The organism is Achromobacter arsenitoxydans SY8, assembly GCF_000236785.1.
Lineage (GTDB): Bacteria > Pseudomonadota > Gammaproteobacteria > Burkholderiales > Burkholderiaceae_B > Achromobacter > Achromobacter arsenitoxydans.
Window position 1 is genome coordinate 34170 of the sequence record NZ_AGUF01000017.1, and the last position, 16373, is coordinate 50542.

Here is a 16373-nt window from a genome sequence, read left to right on the forward strand (position 1 = left end):
GTCGCAAAAGGCAAAAAAAGTGGAAAACAATGGCACTGAAGTTTCCGAAAGAGAAAAATGGGAAGTTGAGAAGAATTTTCGGCAACGGGAGATGACACTTCGTGAAGTCCAAATTGAAATTTCTAGGCAAGAAAGCACACAGTCCCAATGGAAAAATCCACTGGTCCTAGCAATACTTGCCGCGTCAATAGCCGCAGCAGGAAATGCAGTTGTGGCGGTTGTCAATGGAAATCTTCAGCGAGACTTGGAAGAACTGAAGTCCGAGCAAACTCGCATACTGGAAGTCATAAAAGTGGGAGGCAACCCGGATAAAGCTGCTGAAAATCTCGACTTCCTACTGAAATCTGGGCTTATTCGGAGCCCAATCCAAGTCAGTTCCCTTGGAAAATTCCTCTCTCAACGAGTGCCTGGAACCGGCCCTTCTTTACCAAGCGCCGGCGTAACAAATACACCAAGCACCGAAGCAGCGAACAAGGACGCGGCCGAGAAAAGTGCAACGATCATAATATCTATGCTCGAAAAAGCACAATATTCGGATTTGTGGGATTTCAACACCAGTGATTGGTTCAAAAAGCTAACGACCAAGGACGCGTTCGTAGCCAACTTGACATTAGGTCGGGCGAGATTAGGCCGCCTAATTGAAAGCAAGGTCTTGAGTAACGATTTCTCCAGTTTCGATCCGAGTAGCGGATACACGGGTCCTATTTACGCCATCACGTTTGTAAACTCGTACGCCGGCAGTAGAATCTTCGAACGCATTATCGTGATCCAAGAAAAGGATGGCAATTTTCGGCTCAGCGGGATATGGACTGACAAAGCAGACAAGGGGCGTTAATTAAATATAGGCACCTAGGCAAAAGGAACTAATCGCGCGCGAATTGCCGTACGACCGCAGGTTCGAAAGAGACTTCCACACAGGGAAAGCGGCTATGTTTATTTTATTTAAAAGCGTCACTTTACTAGCCCTCTCGCTATATTGCCTGGCTGCCCCAAGCAACGCACAGCCCCCCACCAGCTTCGATTACAGAAGATACCCACCGATTCACCATGCAGTGCCATTTCATCCGCAGCAGACTATGGTTTGGTGCTGGGTTGCCGCTGCGAAAATGGTGGCAGAATTTTATGGACGCAGCCCCGTCCCAGATCAGTGCTCAATGCTCCAAATACAATATCGTGCGCCTTGCTGCCAAAATCCACAGTTGTGTTCCCGACCGGGGCATATCACTGAAGTTCAAGCTTTAATTAGCAGATTTGGAGGACGATTTTCCACTGTTTCTCCGCCGGCCGACGGTTTCGCCTTATATGACATATTAAAGCACGGCCCCATCGTGATGCATACTCGACAAGGTGCCGGGCATTTCGTGATCGCGACTGGCATGCGAGTGGTTCCGTCCCCCTTCGGACCGCTTGGACGGGTGTCAATCAACGACCCTTTTTATGGCCAATACGAGGTCGACTTCCCAAGCCTGATGCAAGCGTGGACCGCCGCATTGGTTGTTTATTGAAGTGGTCACCCAATCAACAAGAAAAACAGTGCGCCAGCTGCTTCTTGCATCGCTTAGCAACACTTAGAATTGTGCATGCATTCATTCGCAGATATACCAACACGTAGTAATAACAGATTGCGGGAAGGCCGCTGCCGTAATGACTGGAGTGCAATTGCAGCCTGACACGCATTCCAGACACTCATTCAGCCCCCACCCTTAACCGTTCTTTAACAGGAACAGGACCAATCCAAGTAGGTCTGCAACGGCACCATACACGATGGCCAGAACAGCGAGCACGGCACACAAAACAGCTGCATAGGGAGCAACAGCATCAAGCAGCCGATGAGGCGTGAAACCAACTTTGTTGTACCAGCTAAAGAAGAGACCTGGAACGCCAAATCCGCAAAACGCAAGCATTACGATTGAAAATCCGATCCACGCCTCCCGCCCGGCGAGCACTGGATACATGCCTATTCCGGCAAGGAGCATAAACATGGTGAAAAGAAACGTCCCAATTCCCCTAGTGAGAATGGACGCGTATCCGAGGCACGCGTTAAGGTCAGCCACCGTGTCCTTGAACTTGCCATAAACACCGAAAGCAAACGCCCATACTGCAAAAAGTACGGCGGAATGTCGCACAAGTTGATCAATTATCCAGTCTCCTGGGTCCAACACATGTCGCAGGAGAGGATCGGCGGCGGTGTGGTCGATAAGCGATTGGAATGCGGCAGAGCTAAGAAACGGACCAAACACGCATAATCCGATGAGAAAAACCGTCAGATATGTTGCCCACCGAATAACTCGCCCCAAAATCGAGCGGGCCAAGTAGAAGGTTTGCAGTAGCGAGCTGATGTATTGCATTTTCGACCTAATCAAACTCTCCATGCCAAGCGAGCCACTGAGCTTGCGACCCAGTATTCAACCGATTGGCAGATGATCAAGAATAATTCATTGAAGTTGAGAACTGCCCTGACGGTCAGGGATGTGCGAAACGGCCAAAAATCCCTCGATCACACTTGGACGATTACAAGATGTTGGTCAGCGAGTTTTTTTGGAAACCTGTTCATACTCGAATGCGCTTTTTTCCTCCGTTGTCTCGCCTAGCAGAGCGGGATGATCCTGGTACTGCTCTCCACGCTGGTAAAGCCAGCGAGACAAGATGCTGGCGCCGCTACCCGCGTACAGAGTCTCGCCAACGTATGGATCAAAGTCAAAGCGTCGGTTTACGGCGTGGAGAGCATCCAGACGCCGCACTTTATGAAACGCGATGAACTCGGATTCGGAATATCCAGCCGAATCGGTAACCACGCTTCAGATATGCAAGATACTGAGAGGGTTGGATTCTTCAGTCTGGCGGCCAATCGAGGTGCGAGCTCATATCTTCCGGCTCGTATCGATTCAAAAGAATCCACTAATTTCTTTAGGTGGGATACGGCACCAGGAATAAGCATGAAAACTTCGCCCCTGCCGTGCTTCAGCCGGTGAATCTTCTGCAACAGATTGGTGGGCGATAGCGACAGATCTTTTAGGCTGTACGTACTTCCGATGCTCAGTAACTGAACGGGCGCCCCGCCTGGTCTATCTACGCTCAGCAACTGATCTGGCACCGTGATAGAAAGGTCGGGGAAATAGGCGATCACCGTCATACGACTTTCCGGTAATGTGGGGATCGCACCCGTCGCATTAAGCGCAGCTCCGGACTAGGCATCAGCAAGGATATCAGCAGCACATTGCACCCGACCCGACTGGATAAGATGAAAAAGGCCGCGCTCGATGTCCACTACCCGTAGGCTCGGAAGGTAAAGCCTCCGGATCTGCGCCAACCGCGCACACCATGCCTCATAGGCTGCCGAGTTGCTCGTATTGACGGGAATGGCGGTCTTCAACGCTCGCACGGCAGCAAGTACGGTAGTTGGTCGCAGCCTATGAATCTTCATGATCTGTTTGTCAAGCGTGGCTGAACCATTTGGGTCCAGAAACATTCGCACCTTGCTAACAAACGAGACACCGGAAAACTGCGGTAGTTTAAGACGCGCGATGGACACAAGACTCGGACATCGGCTGACGGCGAATAACTGCGCTGCCGAGGCGAGCTGGTCTTGGGTAACCGACGAACGGAAGCGGTCTGCGCGAATGACCGCTAATCCACCCATTTGGGCAAAGCCCCAGTAGAGGACGTTCGACAACCCGTCTTTCACCCCCTTCTCGCTCAGTAAATTTTGCCGAATCCGGCTTTCTACTTGCGCCATGGTCAATCCCATGACGGGGCTATTCATCGAAAAGTCATAATACGCAGGAGGGAAAGCGTAGGCGTCCACGGCTTCACTTAGGGAAGCTGCTTGAGTCGGAGTGAGTGGCATGACCCGCAATCAGTTTACGTTGCAATTGTTGCAATTAGTATAAACTAAATACCAAACTAAGGCCATGAAGCGACGTGGCTCAAGATCAACTTCCCTCTCGCAATGCAAGATGCGTACGTGTCACGGATATCTCTACCTGCTCGTCCAGCGTGACAGCGGAGTGTTCAAAGTCGGAATCAGCGAGGTGCCTACCCGACGTCTGTATAAACACGACCGCCAAGGTTTCGACGTCGCTGAGGGCGCTCTGTACAAACTGCCAAGTATTCAGGCAGCACGTCACATAGAAACGCTGATTCTGCGCTCACAACCCAACGCACGAGGCAAGGGAGCTAGTCATATCGCTGATGGTAGATCGGAGTGCTTTCGCCTCGGTTATTTGAACCTTGTTCGCTGCATTTTTGCTCGCAGCGCTGGAATCTCCATTGGGCGAGGGCTACGAAGAGTGCGACATCGACGGCCACGTTAAGGTTCGGTCGGCGCTGAATGGATGGGACATTCCGGAAGTACGCGCCGCACGCCGGCACAGCCCGCCATGCCGGGTGAACGGAGTAATGTACAAGTCATTTCGAGCCGCCTGGATCGCCCTCTTTGGCGAGACGATTCCAGGCCGTCAAACGGCCCGGCTCAGGTGGAAAGAGGCAGGTAAGCTGGGACCGCATGATCCCGTTCTTTACGTTCCCGCCAGCGATCCGCAAGGTGATTTACACCACCAACGCCATCGAGAGCATCAACGCGCAATTGCGCCGGGCGGTGAAAACGCGAGGACACTTCCCCAGCGACGAGGCCGCCACCAAGCTGCTGTGGCTAGTCCTGCGCAACATCACGGACGGCTGGGGCAGCGCCACGCATGACTGGAAGGCTGCCATGAACCGGTTCGCCATCATTTACGCTGAACGCTTCACCGATCCGTATCGCTGAGATAGCATCAACACGCCTGATCCTCCCTGGGATCAGGCATTGAGTGCCTTAAACACAAAAAACTGACACTCCCGGAAATCCGAGGCCTGTTGTTCGAAAAAATTTGAGGGACTTGGAAGAGCTTTTCCATTTGTAGTGCCGCAGCCGCACATTCGCCCAGGCGTACTCACAATCGAGCAAACCAATCGTGTGTCAGCGACTTCGTCCATCCATTCGTCCTCGGCAGCATGCAGTCTTGATTCCGTTCACAGCCCCGCCGCCACCTACTGCCCTCCCGCAACCTACTGCCCTCCCGTCACCTCCGACACATACTTCGCCAACGCCTGCACATCCGCATCGCTCAACGCATCGAACGCCGGCATCACCCCGATGCCATTGCGCACAGCCTGCGCCACCCGTCCGGCATCCGGCTTCAATTCATCCAGGTTTGGACCAATGGTTCCGGCCGCCCCGGCGTCCGCCAAGGTGTGGCACACAGCACAGGCCGGTGCAGTAGTACCTTTCAGGAATAGCGCGCGGCCGGCTTCTGCGTCATTGGCTTCGGCCGCAAGGGCCGAGCCACCTGCCAGAAACAGCAAACATGCCGCCGCGGCCCGCGACCGCCGCCCGACCGGGCGGCGGCGCACGACAGACTGCATCAAAATACTGCGCATCGACACCGCCATGACTAAGACACGTTGACCGTCAGACCGTGGTCGCGCCAGCTGCTGTTGACGTAACCGTCCGCGTTCTCGACCCGCGCTTCCACCTGCACGTTGCCCTCCGAGTCTTCGACCCTGCTGACCAGCACGTGCTGCCCCGCGGACAATTCAACCGGCAGCGCAAACTGCCGCCACGCGTATTTGCCCAGGTCCGGCCCGATCAGCGCAGCCTGCTTCCAGGTCTTGCCGCCGTCGATGGACACGTCGACCCGCTTGACCGCATGCATGCCGCCAAAGGCCACGCCGCGCACGACGGCGCGCCCGGCTTTGAGCGCCTGGCGATCCGCGCCGGGCGCCGTGATCCACGACTTGGGCTCCATGCCCCACACCGACGGGTTGTCGGGGCCCGGCTTGGAGCCGATGGCCGCCATCCGATAGCTGGTCTGCTGGATTTTTGCGGGGCTTTGTTCGGCAGTGAAGGCCAGCCGCTTGATGTACTTGACGTTGTTGACGCCGGTGTAGCCCGGCACGATCAGCCGCAGCGGACCGCCGTGAGCCAGCGTCAGCGGCTCGTTGTTCATTTCCCAGGCCAGCATGGCGTCCTGCATGGCCTCGCGCGGCACGGAGCGTTCCACCAGCAAGGTCTTGGGGTCCAGGCCTTCGGGCAGCGTTTCCCCGCCGGTGCCTGTCATGAAGCTGGGCGAGCCTTCCACGCCGCCCAGGTATTCGACCAGCGCGCGCACCGGCACGCCCGTCCACATAACGCAGCCGGCCGCGCCAACCTCCCAGGGCGTACCGCTGGGCTTGTGCGGAAAGAACTTGCGGCCATTGCCGGAGCATTGCAGCACGGTGGCCATCGTCTCCACACCCAGGGTCTTGAGTTCGCCGACGGTCAGGGTGCGGGGCTGCTTGACGCCCAGTATCTCCACGGTCCAGGCATCGCGGTCGTCAAGAATGGACGGGTTGGGCGGCGGCAGGTTGTTGCGCACGTAGAGCTGGCGCGTTGGCGTGATGATGCCGTCGCCAAAGGCGCTGCGCTTTGTCTCGATGGTGTTGGGGGTGTGCACGATGACGCTGTCGGCGTCTTTCCAGGCCGCATACGGCGGCAGCGGCTTGGCCGCCGGCGCGGGCGGTTTGGCGGGCGCGTCGCTGGCCTGCGCAATGCCCGTGGCGCCCAGGCCAGCCGCAGCCAGGGCGCTGGCGCTGCCCGCCAACAGGCGGCGCCGCGCGGGGTTGAGGGGGGTTGTCTCCATGGCATGCCTCTCTGGTGGCCGCACTGTTGCGCAGCGAACGCGGCGCTGTGCTTATCTTGGCCCGCCGGGTTGCGGGCCTCTGCATGATCGGCAATGCCTTTCTTTATGTCAACAGGTTCTAAAGAACTATAGATTTAGGGTCTGTTCAGATATAAGAATTTTGGATATCGGTCTGGCTTGCCCGGCGGCGCCCGTGACGTGCGGCGCCGCCAGCTTGCCTCACGGGCCGCCAGCCGTCAGAACTGATAGCGCGCCGTCAGCATCATGTTGCGCGGGTCGCCATAGACGTTGCTCGGGAAGCCAACGCTGCCGGACAGCGCGTTGTAGTACTTCTTGTCGAACACGTTGTTGATGTTCAGCTGCATGTCCAGCTTCGGCGTCGCCTGCCAGCCCACCACCAGATCCGTTACGGTGTAGCCGCCCTGGCTGATGCGGAACGGCACGCCGCTCGTGGCGCCCTGGTTGTAGATGGAATCCTGATGGTAGATCGAGCCCCCGACTCGCCAGCCCTGCAGGGCGCCGGACAGCCTGTACATGGTCGACATCTTGAACAGGTGCCGTGGCGTGTCGGTGTCGAACAGCTCGCCCACATTGTTGGGGTTCGCGTCCTTGCGATAGCGTGCGATGGCCACCGTGTAGCCAAGACTCACCTGCCAGTTGGGCGTAATGGCGCCCTGCACTTCAAACTCCACGCCCTGGCTGCGCACTTCGCCGGCGGCCGAATAGCAGGCGACGGTCGGGTAACCGGCGCACTGGCTTTGGTCCGTGCTGCGGAAGGCGCGATTCTTCTGGTCCATGCGGAACAATGCGGCCGAGGCGTTCAGCGCACCGTCGAAGTATTCGCCCTTGATACCGACTTCGTAGTTCTTGCCCACGACCGGATCCAGCAGATTGTTGCTGGCATCCAGGTAGTTCTGGGGCTTGAAGATATCGGTATAGCTGACATAGACCGAGTGCTGGGCGTTCAGGTCGTAGATCAGGCCCGCGTATTTAGTCAGCTGGTTGTTGATGCTGTAGCGGTTATGGGCGCTGACGGAAGGCGTGTTGGCGGCAAAATTCGGATAGGTGTTGACGGTGTCCTTGTAGTCAAACCAGTCCAGCCGCCCGCCCAGTATCAGCTTCAGCCGGTCGGCCAGATTCAGGCGTGTCGTGGCGTACACGCTTTGCTGGGTGATGTTGGCATCCATCCAGTCCCGCAGCGGGATGTTGGGATCGGGAACAGCGCTCGGGTCGAAGTTGTAAAGGTCCAGGTTGCTGTTAAGAACCAGGCCCTGGCGGCTATTGCCGTCGAAGTCGACGTTGCGGTAGCTGGCGCCCAGCACCAGCTCGTGCGTGCGGCCCAGCAAATCGAAGGGACCGTTCGCGTACAGGTCCACGCTGCTTTGCTTTTCCTTGTGGGCGTTGCGCGCGCCCAGCTGGCTGTATCTGCCCGTAGGCATGCTGTAGCTTAGATAGTGGCCTTCCATGTCGACCTCGGCCTGCGCGTAATAGGCTGACAGATGCGTACGCCAGCCGTTGCCGAATCGGTGGTCCAGCCCCGCGAAAGCCGAATTGGTGGTCTTGTTCCAATGTTCCCAGTCATTGGCGTAGGACGTGGACCGGGGCAGCCCCAGGTCGCTGCCGTCGCGGCCAACGGGAAGGCCGGTGAAACCGTTGCCGTGCAGCCGGTTCTCCTGGTGCAGCCCGCTGAGCGTGAGCGTGGTGGACGCGCCCAGGTCTTTCTCCAGGATGCCGTAGAAAATCTGGCCGTCGCTGCTTTCTCCGCGCTTGTAGCTTCCATAGTCCTGGGTTGCGACCACTGCGCGGCCGCGCAGACTGCCGTCTTTCGACAACGGCCCCGAGGCGTCCAATTCCGCCCTGTAGCGATCCCAATTGCCGGCGCTAGCGCTCAGGGATACCTGCGGCTCCGCAGTCGGCCGCTTGCGCACCAGGTTGATGGCGGCCGACGGGTTGCCCGCTCCCTGCACCAGTCCGGTCGCGCCTCGCACGATCTCCACACGGTCGTAGATCGCCATGTCGGTCGCCAGCAGGTCCTGCGACAGGTTGGAGCTGTCCAGGCCCACGGGCAGGCCGTCGTACATGATGTTGTCCACGTACATGCCGCGCGAGTAGAACGAGGCGCGCTCGGGTCCGAAGCGCCGGAAGGTCAGCCCGGTCGCGGTCTGCACCACGTCGTTGACCGTCGCCAGCCCCTGGTCCTGGATGCGTTGGCGGGTGATGACGGTGACCGATTGCGGCGTCTCGCGCATGGACAGGTTCAGCCGGGTGGCGGTGCTCATGCTGGCAGTGGTGTACGACTGCGTGCCTTCGGTAGTGCTGTCGGCCGCGCTTGCGCCGGTCACGGTGACAACGGGCAGCGTGGCGGCTTCGGCCGCCCCGGATTCGCGCCTACGATCGACGCGCAGCACGAACGCGCCAGTGTCCACCCGCACGGCTTCCAGGCCGCTGCCCGCCAGCAAGCGGGCCAGCGCGTCGATGGCCGAATATTTGCCATTCACGCCGGCCGTCTGTTTGCCCTCGGTCTGCTCGGCCGTAAAGGTCAGCATGATGCCGGCCGTGCTGGCCAGCTGGCGCAGGGCCGGCGCCAGTGGCCCGGCGGCAATATTGAAGTCCGCCGCGGCGCTCCCCGCGACAACTGCGGCGTCTTGCGCGCGTGCGGGGGCCGGCGCGCCGGCCGCAAGGGCGACAATCAGCGCCAGGGGCGCAAGCGCCATGGGAGATGGATGTTGGCGGCCCGAATCTTGGGCGCGGTGCGGCTTCGGCATGTTCTTCCTCTTGATTGGACCTCCGAAATTTCCGGTCCTCAGTAGGTAGGTGCCGCGAGAATGCCGATCGGGCAGTCGACATTCAAAAAAATTTTCGTGGCCCTAGCCCGCCGGTACTACCGTCGCCCAGAATCGCGTGCGCCACTCCACGCGTACGGGCAGCACGCTGGGCAGCGTGTCCAGGATGCGGTCGGTGTCCGCCAAGGGAAAAACACCTGAAAGGCGCAGGCCCGCAATCCGTGGATCGACGCGCAGTACGCCCCGCCGGTAACGATCCAGTTCGGCCAGGAAGTCGTCCAACCGCTGTTCGTCAGCCACCAGTTGCCCCCGTGCCCACGCCTGCGCGTGATCATCGGCCGACCGCGGCGCGTCGACCGCGTCGCGGCTGAACTGGGTCTGCTCGCCAGCGCGAAGCAGACGCGCACCGCCGGACCCGGCCCACGGAAAAATTTCCACCGCGCTTTCCAGCACCGCCACGCTGGTGCGATCGGCGCGCTGTCTTACGGTGAACCGGGTGCCCAGGGACCGGATGCTGCCTTCGGCGGTTGCCACCAGCAGCGGCCGCGGATCGGACTGCCCCGGGCCGTGCCGGGTGGCGATCATGATTTCGCCCGCCACCAGCTGGATGCGGCGCTGATTCGCATCGAAGCGCACGTTCACCGCGCTGTCCGTGTTGAGCGTTAGCTGCGTGCCATCATCCAAGGTGAAGTTGCGCCGTTCGCCCGTGCCGCTGCGCAGATCGGCCATGCTGGTCCGCCAGGCGCTGGTGCGGGAAGCGAGCAGCCCGGCGCCAACGGCCATCCCCCCCCACAGCAGCATTCGGGTCGCTCGCCGGCGGCCGGCGGAGGACGGCCGGCTGCTCGCCGCGTAGGACGACAGCGCCGTGTACGCCGGGGCGCGCTCCAGCAATTTCATCCGGCCCGTGACGGCCTCGACGTGCTGCCAGGCGGCTTCATGGTCGACATGCGCCTGGCGCCATTGGCGCCACTGGTCTTGCTGTTCATCGCCCGCCTCGCCGGACATCAGCAGGGTAAGCCAGTCCGCGGCGGCGTCCGCGGTGGCCCGGCTGATGATTCGACCGCTGGGCAGGGTCAGCGTATTTCTACTGGCGGCCATGGCGTCAGACCGCCAGCGCAAACATGCATTCGCGATTGGCCCGGGTCAGATATTGCTTGACCGAACTGGTCGACGCCCCCAAACGTTCCGCGATTTCGGCGTAGCTCAGTTCGACCAGGTGCGCCAACAGAAAGGCTTCCCGCACCTTGGGAGGCAGACCATCCAGCACGCGGTCGATCTGCTGCAGGCTCTCGACCGCCATCAGACGCGCTTCAGGCGATGGCGCCACTTCCTCCGGCAGGCGTGCAAGGGCCTCGAGGTAAGCGGTTTCGAGCAGTTGCCGGCGGTGGCGGTGCGCCAGGAGCCGCCCGGCCACTGTCGCCAGAAATGGACGCGGCTGCCGGATGTCGACAGCCGCGGTCTTGCGGTCAAGCAGGCTTAGAAACGTGTCCTGCGCCAGGTCAGCCGCCGCGAACGTGTCGCCTACGCGCCGGCGCAGCCAACCCTGGAGCCACGTGTTGTGCTCGACATACAGCCCCGCCAAATCTTCGGTGATAGGTTGATTCTGCGCAGGCATGGAGGCTGGACAATGGAGGCACAAATGCAATGAGAATTGATCTCATTATACATAATGCACCAACCAGCCTCGCAGCCCCGCCATCGAGTGTCCACGCCGGGGACATTTCGGCCCCCGGCAAGCGCTTGGATCAGCAGCGGCCGATGTTCAAGTCCGAGATCAGGTTGTTGAAATTCTGGCGCAGGCTGTTGCCGTCGTCCTCAATCGTGGGACGCATCATCTTGAACGCGCCGGTGCGCGCCGCATCTTCCTTGTAGCGGCCATTGTTGGTGTGTTCCAGGATCTTGCGGCCGGACGCCAGGAAGCCGTTGACGTTCATCATCATGCCGCTGCACCCCTTGGGGTCGGCTTCCCGCGTCTTCTTGTCGAAGCCCAGGGCCATTTCATTCATCTTGTCCAGCTGCTGCTTGAACGCTTCCTGGTCGGCGCCCAGGCCCTGACCGTCGAACACGCCCGACGCCTTGTCCATCGTAGCCTTGCCGTAATAGACCATGCCCGCGCGGTAGTAGGCGACCGTGTCCTTCTTGGCCTTCTCGAACGCTTCCTTCGTGTTGGCCGTGTCCTTGATAGAGATGCCGCGGTAGAAACCGTTTTCCGCCTTCACCACTTCCGTCAGTGCCGCCACGTAGGCCGGGCTTTTCTCGCGCGCCAGCGCGCCATTGTCCGACAGGAAGGTCTTTGCCGCCGAATAGTTCTGCAGTTCGTTGCTCAGGGGCGCCAGCTTGCCCAACGCATCGGAGAACGCCTTGGCCGGTGCGTCGATCTCGGCGATGGGGGCTTTCATCGCCAGCGCGCGGTCGAGCTTTTCTTTGGTGCGCAGGATCGTCGTGTCATTGCTGATGACGAAATCCTTGAGCGGTTTGCTGCTCTTCAGCGCTGGGACAGCATAGGTCTCGTACCGGTCCAGCGCCTCTTCAAACGTCGTGGAGATGCTGTTGGCAGTATCGACATACTGGTTGTACTTGACGATCTCGGCCTGAGCGGCGGTCGGCTCGGGCGCCTTCGCTTCCTTGTTGGCGCTATCGTCGCCGCACGCGGCGAGCGCCAGCGTGACGGCCAGAATTGCGAACGAGCGCAAGGGGCGCGGCATATACATCTTTGTTTCCTGTGGCGGGTTGCTATGAAGGGGACGCATCATATGCCCATCAACTGCTTAACACGCTACAAAGTCATTCAGCTTGGTCACAAGAATTTTCAAACCGTCTCTGGCCGTGATTCGGCCGCCGTTGCTTGCCCTGCGGAGCCTCTGTTTAGGGGGACATCGTGCCTGCTGGCGCTGAGCGACGTAAAATGTCGGGCCTCCACAGCCTCAACATGCTTTTCTTATGAACCTTGACCGCCTGCGTCGCGAATTTCCCGACTACGACATATCAACGCTGCCGCCCCTGCCCGAAGGGTATATCGACTCGTCGAGCTACATAGATGCAGCGCCTTCATTCGAAAACGAAGCGCGCGGCTTGAAGGTGTATATCGACTACGCCAACTATGCCGACCGCGAATCCGGCAGGAGCCAGCGCTTCTGTGTTTCGCGCTACGACGACGAAGAAGGCGACTACGAGGACGTCGCCCTGTCGACGAACGATTGGGCCGAAGTCACGCGCTTCCTGACCGCCTGAATGCCCTCGCCCGGCGGCGATTCATCCTTGCAAGGATAGGCACATGTCCACCCGTCTGCGCGCCATCCAGTCGGACATTACGAAGCTTCATGTCGAAGCCATCGTCAATGCCGCAAACTCATCCCTGCTGGGCGGCGGCGGAGTCGATGGCGCGATCCACCGCGCCGCAGGCCCGGATCTTGTGCATGAATGCAGGCTGCTCGGCGGCTGCAAGACGGGCGATGCGAAGGTGACCAAAGGCTATCGCCTTTCGGCTCAATACATCATTCATACCGTGGGCCCGGTATGGCGGGGCGGAGACAGCGGCGAACCCGCACTGCTGTCCAGCTGCTATCGCCGATGTATTGAGCTGGCCGAAGAAAGGGCCATCGCTTCGATTGCGTTTCCCAGCATCAGCACCGGCATATACGGCTACCCCATCGAGTTGGCGGCCGAGGTCGCCGTCCAAAGCGTTCGCGACAGCCTGGCTCGGGACTCGTCCATTCAAGACGTGATCTTCTGCTGCTTCTCGGCGCAAGACCTGCTTCACTACGAACGCATCTTGAATCGGCCGTCTGCTTGATTCGATGCGCGGCGCGATATGGGCGACGCCTACACGGCGCCAGTGCGCGGAACAGCAGTGCATTTGATCTCAACCAGCAGTCCGGGGCGAGCCAGCTCGGATACGCCGATGCAGGTCCATGGGCACGTCTTTCGTGGGAACAGGCTGTCCTTGACTGTCCTGAAGACGCCCATATGTTCACGCATATTGACGTGATAGGTGGTCATGTCGACCACATCATCGAAGGTGCATCCCGCTTCGGCCAACACGATGCGCAGGTTTTCCCATGCCGCCATGAACTGCTGTTCCGGGTCTTCGATGACTGCCAAATCCGACGTGCGACCGACCTGGCCCGCACAATAGACAATCCCATTGACCATCACCGCGGGCGCGTATCCAGCCTTCTCTGCAAGCGCTTCCATCGCTTTGGGAACAATGACTTTTCGGTCTGACATGGCAAATGATGGCTAAGACGTTATAAAGAAATCGAATTTCTGACACGGCCGGTCCCACCCGGACCGGCCCGACGCTTCAATCCAGCTGGATCTTAGCGCTGTCGATAATCTGCTTCCAGCGTCGCGTCTCCTCGGCGGACAGTTTCGCCAGGTCTTCGCTGGCGCCGGGGAATGGCACCGCGCCCTGCTCGGCCAGTTGCCCCACCAGCGCCTTGTCGTTGGCAATCGCGACGACCGTGTCCTGCAGCTTGCGCAGGACCTGCGGATCGGTGCCGGCAGGCGCCATTACCCCATACCAGGATTCGACCACCGCGTCCTTAACGCCCGCTTCGGCCAGCGTCGGCACATCGGCGATGGAATCGCTGCGCTTGTCGCTGGCCACCGCCAGCACCCTGACCTGCCCTGACTTCACGTAGGGCAGCACATTCGGCAAGTTGGCGAACAGCACCTGCACCTGGCCCGACAGCAGGTCCGACGTAGCCGGCCCCGCGCCGCGATACGGCACATGCTCGAAGCGGGCGCCCGAGCGGAACATGAACAGCTCGCCCGTCATGTGATTGACCGAACCGATGCCGGCCGACGCCATGTTCAGCTTGCCGGGATTGGCACGGCCATAGGCCACCAGCTCGGCCACGGTCGTCGCCGGCGTGTCCTTGGACACCGCCAGGACATTGGGCACGGTGGAAAACAGCGCCACCGGCGCGAAGTCCTTGTCGGCGTTGTACGGCAGGTTCTTCGAAATCAGCGGCAGGATCGACTGCTGTCCCATCGTCGCCAGCAGCAGCGTGTAGCCGTCCGGCGCCGCCTTGGCCACGAAGTTGGCGCCGATGCTGCCGCCCCCGCCGGGCTTGTTCTCGACGATCACCGTCTGCCCGAGCGCCTCGGACATGCGGTTGGCGAGCAGGCGCCCCATCAGGTTGACGGTGCCGCCCGGCGCGAACGGCACAACCAGCGTGATCGGCTTGTTGGGATAGGCCGGGGCCGCGTGGGCCGCCGGGTTGAGGCTGATGACCGCGGCCAGCGCCACGGCGAATCTGGAAAGCGCTTTGAACATGATTGAATTCCCCTTGCTTGGTTTGATTTATACGGCGGCGCCTCAGGCGGCGGCCATGCCGGTTTCCGGGTTGACCAGGGCATCGACGCGCCGGCGCAGCGTCTCGCTGGCGTCGGCGGCCCGTTGCCGCGCGGTGTCGATCTCTGCCTGGCGCGCATCGAGCATCGATTGCTGTTCGCGCAGGTGCGCCCGCACCGATTGGGGCGCCGGGCCACCGAGCGACAGGCGCGCGGCCACGTTGCGCACGGGATCGAGGCAGGCGGCGATGTCGTCGGCCGCCAGCGCCACCGGCCGGCCCAACTGTTCCTGTGCGGCCGCGGAAATCATCGCCGGCGTGATGCCGCGCGCCGCCAGCCCCTGCTCCAGCGCCTGCCGCACCACGGCGCCGATGATGTGGTGCGCGTCGCGGAACGAAGCGCCGGCCTTGCGCACCAGCAGGTCCGCAAGGTCGGTCACGGTCGAGAAGTCATCTGCCGCCCGAGACGCCATGCGCGCCCGGTCGGGCTGGACCTGCTCCACCAGCAGCTGCATCAGTTCCAACGCCTTCGATGCTTCTTCGCAGGCTTCCCAGCAGGTGCGAGTGCTTTCGCGGCTGCTGTCGCCGGAGTGCGTGAAATGGGTCGATTTGACCGTGGACAACGCCGCGCCGGTCAGGCCGATCAGGTGGCCCGTCTTGCCGCGCAGATACTCCAGCACCGCCGGATTCTTCTTCTGCGGCATGATGCTGGAGGTGCTGGCGATGCTGTCCGGGAACGTCAGGTAGCCGAACTCGGGCGTGGACCAGATGTAGAAGTCCTGCACCATGCGGCTGCAGGTGACCATCATGATCGACAGCGTCGCGCTGAGTTCCAGTGCGAAATCGCGCGACGCCACCCCATCCAGCGCATTGGCCAGCGGCGCGCTGAAGCCCAGCATGGCGCTGGTGTCGACGCGGTCAATCGGGAACGACGTGCCCGCCAGTGCGCAGGCCCCCAGCGGCGAGGCGTCAGCGGTTTGCAGCGCGTGCGCCAGCCGGCCGATATCGCGCGACCAGGCATCGACCAGCGCCGACAGGTAATAGCCATACGTGATGGGCTGCGCCGCCTGCATGTGCGTGTAGCCCGGCATCACCCAATCGGCGTAGCGCTCGGCCTGGGCCAGGGCGGCGCGCGACACCCCGATCAGCGCGGCGCCGATACGGACGGCGAAATCGCGCGCCCGCATGCGGTCGATGGTGGCGCCGATGTCATTGCGGCTGCGGGCGGTGTGCAGCCGGCCACCCAGCTCCTGGCCGACCGCCTTTATCAGGTGCGCCTCGTAGTTGAAATAGGCTTCCTCGCGCGCCGGGTCCAGTTCGACCGCATGGGGGCCGTCGGCCTGCATCGCAAGCAGCGCACGCGCCAGGCGCAGCGCGGCGTCGTGGTCGACGATGCCTTGCTCGCGCAGCATCAGCAGGTGCGCCAGGTTGATCTGGGTGAGCATCTCGAAATTGGCGAAGAACTCCCGGTTCAGGCGCGGCAGGAAAATGTGCTGCAGCACCTCTTTGGCAAGGGGTTGCTTGAGGCGGGCACTGACTTTGGATTCCATATCGGTCCGGTGGCTATGAGGCTGAAAACCGTAGTCTCCCGCTGGGCCAATTCATACGTCAAATCAGATTCTTACGGCTTTTAA

17 protein-coding genes and 1 pseudogene are annotated in these 16373 nt (G+C 60.7%); 7 read left to right on the top strand and 11 right to left on the bottom strand.

Translation table 11 applies throughout. The features are described 5' to 3' along the window. Positions 1–19 precede the first annotated feature (19 nt). Positions 20–835 (top strand): DUF4019 domain-containing protein, encoded by an 816-nt coding sequence (locus KYC_RS28570; RefSeq protein ID WP_139026494.1) that lies wholly within the window; start codon positions 20–22, stop codon positions 833–835. A 94-nt stretch (positions 836–929) separates the two neighbouring features. Continuing rightward, positions 930–1505 carry a papain-like cysteine protease family protein gene (locus KYC_RS30110; RefSeq protein ID WP_139026495.1) on the top strand — a complete coding sequence of 192 codons (576 nt, stop codon included), beginning with the start codon at positions 930–932 and terminating at the stop codon, positions 1503–1505. Positions 1506–1703: 198 nt separating this feature from the next. On the opposite strand, the gene KYC_RS04020 is transcribed toward KYC_RS30110, so the two are convergent. Further along, positions 1704–2348, bottom strand: a complete 645-nt coding sequence (locus tag KYC_RS04020) for a hypothetical protein (protein ID WP_008159121.1) — start codon at positions 2346–2348, stop codon at positions 1704–1706. A gap of 252 nt (positions 2349–2600) precedes the next feature. Here KYC_RS04020 and KYC_RS29425 point away from each other — a divergent pair, with 252 nt between their 5' ends. Next, the gene (locus tag KYC_RS29425; RefSeq protein WP_139026496.1) at positions 2601–2972 is read left to right on the top strand and encodes a hypothetical protein; all 372 of its coding nucleotides are present in this window, start codon (positions 2601–2603) and stop codon (positions 2970–2972) included. A gap of 215 nt (positions 2973–3187) precedes the next feature. On the opposite strand, the gene KYC_RS04025 is transcribed toward KYC_RS29425, so the two are convergent. Continuing rightward, complete coding sequence (locus KYC_RS04025) at positions 3188–3763, bottom strand: hypothetical protein (protein WP_202946574.1); 576 nt, start codon at positions 3761–3763, stop codon at positions 3188–3190. A 193-nt stretch (positions 3764–3956) separates the two neighbouring features. On the opposite strand from KYC_RS04025, the gene KYC_RS30185 reads away from it, so the two are divergent. After that, positions 3957–4313 (top strand): GIY-YIG nuclease family protein, encoded by a 357-nt coding sequence (locus KYC_RS30185; RefSeq protein ID WP_476499119.1) that lies wholly within the window; start codon positions 3957–3959, stop codon positions 4311–4313. Positions 4314–4492: 179 nt separating this feature from the next. Then, positions 4493–4765, top strand: a pseudogene (locus KYC_RS04030) (transposase); the annotation flags it as partial. Positions 4766–5046: 281 nt separating this feature from the next. Here KYC_RS04030 and sorU read toward each other — a convergent pair. From sorU to KYC_RS04060, 6 genes are all read right to left on the bottom strand, one after another. Continuing rightward, on the bottom strand, positions 5047–5430 hold the full coding sequence (gene sorU / locus KYC_RS04035) for a SorU family sulfite dehydrogenase c-type cytochrome subunit (RefSeq protein ID WP_008159124.1): 384 nt from the start codon (positions 5428–5430) through the stop codon (positions 5047–5049). Positions 5431–5432: 2 nt separating this feature from the next. Next, positions 5433–6659, bottom strand: a complete 1227-nt coding sequence (gene sorT / locus KYC_RS04040; protein ID WP_008159125.1) for a SorT family sulfite dehydrogenase catalytic subunit — start codon at positions 6657–6659, stop codon at positions 5433–5435. 236 nt (positions 6660–6895) lie between these two features. Further along, the gene (locus tag KYC_RS04045) at positions 6896–9424 is read right to left on the bottom strand and encodes a TonB-dependent siderophore receptor (protein ID WP_008159126.1); all 2529 of its coding nucleotides are present in this window, start codon (positions 9422–9424) and stop codon (positions 6896–6898) included. Between the two features lie 102 nt (positions 9425–9526). Continuing rightward, positions 9527–10540, bottom strand: a complete 1014-nt coding sequence (locus KYC_RS04050) for a FecR domain-containing protein (protein WP_008159127.1) — start codon at positions 10538–10540, stop codon at positions 9527–9529. A 4-nt stretch (positions 10541–10544) separates the two neighbouring features. Continuing rightward, a complete protein-coding gene (locus KYC_RS04055) occupies positions 10545–11057 on the bottom strand; it encodes a sigma-70 family RNA polymerase sigma factor (protein WP_008159128.1) in 513 nt (170 codons plus the stop codon). 130 nt (positions 11058–11187) lie between these two features. Further along, entirely contained in the window at positions 11188–12153 is a 966-nt protein-coding gene (locus KYC_RS04060) for a DUF3829 domain-containing protein (protein WP_008159129.1), read from the bottom strand. A gap of 229 nt (positions 12154–12382) precedes the next feature. Between KYC_RS04060 and KYC_RS04065 the strand changes: the two genes are divergently transcribed. Both KYC_RS04065 and KYC_RS04070 read left to right on the top strand, forming a co-directional pair. Beyond that, on the top strand, positions 12383–12673 hold the full coding sequence (locus KYC_RS04065; protein ID WP_008159131.1) for a hypothetical protein: 291 nt from the start codon (positions 12383–12385) through the stop codon (positions 12671–12673). 43 nt (positions 12674–12716) lie between these two features. Next, positions 12717–13235, top strand: a complete 519-nt coding sequence (locus KYC_RS04070) for an O-acetyl-ADP-ribose deacetylase (protein WP_008159132.1) — start codon at positions 12717–12719, stop codon at positions 13233–13235. A gap of 29 nt (positions 13236–13264) precedes the next feature. On the opposite strand, the gene KYC_RS04075 is transcribed toward KYC_RS04070, so the two are convergent. The 3 genes from KYC_RS04075 to argH form a co-directional block, all read right to left on the bottom strand. After that, entirely contained in the window at positions 13265–13669 is a 405-nt protein-coding gene (locus tag KYC_RS04075; protein WP_043517493.1) for a RidA family protein, read from the bottom strand. A gap of 76 nt (positions 13670–13745) precedes the next feature. Beyond that, a complete protein-coding gene (locus KYC_RS04080; protein ID WP_008159134.1) occupies positions 13746–14723 on the bottom strand; it encodes a Bug family tripartite tricarboxylate transporter substrate binding protein in 978 nt (325 codons plus the stop codon). Positions 14724–14765: 42 nt separating this feature from the next. Next, positions 14766–16289: an argininosuccinate lyase gene (gene argH / locus KYC_RS04085; RefSeq protein WP_008159135.1), complete on the bottom strand. Its 1524-nt coding sequence runs from the start codon at positions 16287–16289 to the stop codon at positions 14766–14768. Positions 16290–16373 lie beyond the last annotated feature (84 nt).